Annotated in this window: 1 protein-coding gene; it reads left to right on the forward strand. The window is 37.1% G+C overall.

Translation table 11 applies throughout. The annotated features are described in order from the left end of the window. Positions 1–167: 167 nt before the first annotated feature. The gene (locus J3U57_RS12605; protein ID WP_065799127.1) at positions 168–863 is read left to right on the forward strand and encodes an XRE family transcriptional regulator; all 696 of its coding nucleotides are present in this window, start codon (positions 168–170) and stop codon (positions 861–863) included. Positions 864–1,454 lie beyond the last annotated feature (591 nt).

Genomic DNA, 1,454 nt, shown 5'->3' on the forward strand with positions numbered 1-1,454 from the left:
TTATCGTTAAAGTTATTATTATTATTTAATTTGATTTTGATAATTTTAATTATTAATAATGATAACCTATATTATCATTTAAAGCAATTATCATTATCGCTATTAATCATTGATATTTGATAACTTGGGTTATATACTGACCCGGTCGATAACCACGAGGTAATACTATGACCACTTTTACCGATAGAATAAATTGGGCATTACAAGCATCCGGCTTGTCTCAGCACCAATTAGCCGAGATAGTCAAAATTAGCCAACCCGCAATTCAAAAACTGGTTTCAGGTAAATCAAGCACATCTCGCAAAATTGTTGAAATTGCAACAGCTTTAAATGTTGACCTGTTATGGCTGACCCAAGGCGTCGGGAAACCTGACGTGGGCAAAAACCAAGCCAATGCAAAAATACTGGGAACTATCGATGACTGGGATAGTCAAACACCACTTGATAATGATGAGGTTGAAGTGCCATTTTATAAGGATGTACGGCTATCTGCCGGTGATGGATTTGCAGATGATATTGAAGATTATAATGGTTACAAGTTAAGACTGTCTCGTTCTACCATGCGCCGCTATGGCATTGATAAAGATTGTGCGGTCTGCTTAACAGTTTATGGTGACAGTATGGAGCCTGTTTTTCAAGATGGTGCCACCGTTGCTATTGACCAGGCCGATACCAGTATTCGTGATGGTAAAATTTATGCGATTAATCATGACGGGTTACTCCGAATCAAAATTTTAGAAAAACTACCCGGTAATCAAATCAAAATCAGAAGTTATAATCCAGGTTATGAGGACGAAATCATCTCACAAGATGAGATTACTATTTTAGGACGAGTCTGGTGGCAATCATCCATTCTTAACTAAGAGCCCGATAATCAGACAAAAACACACCATATCAATCAACCAGCACAGGTTGGAATGATAACAATTGATAACACAGACTACTCCCCCGCCACAACAGCCCGTTATTGGGCTGAGACCGTTTCACCTCAATAATGTAGCGTTACCTTTAGCGATAACAAATAATAACCAAAAAACATAAATTAATAACTTTAATTATTGACACCAATGATAACATATATTATCATTACCACATCAAAACCAATCAAGTTAACAGCGTCATTAAACAAGACTACGAGTTATTTAATGTGTTAACAAGATTCAAGTAGCTAGCAGGGGCATATGAACATACTGCGGTTTTGATACATGTCACAGGCATGACGGTAAACTGCGGCTGATGGCAGTGTTAATTGCACATAACACAATTAATACTGCCATATCTTATCCTATCAGCACTCACGCACACTGTTGTTAGGAAAAGGACAGCGGGAAAGACTGCGAACAGACCACATCCTTCGCCCCAACATATTGGGGCCTTTTTTAAGGAAATATCATGATTAATAGAGATTTTATTAATATTAAAACCAAAAACAGATTTGACAAAGATTATCAATT

It is taken from the genome of Gilliamella sp. B3464 (assembly GCF_026536145.1).
In the GTDB taxonomy this organism is placed as follows: Bacteria; Pseudomonadota; Gammaproteobacteria; order Enterobacterales; family Orbaceae; genus Gilliamella.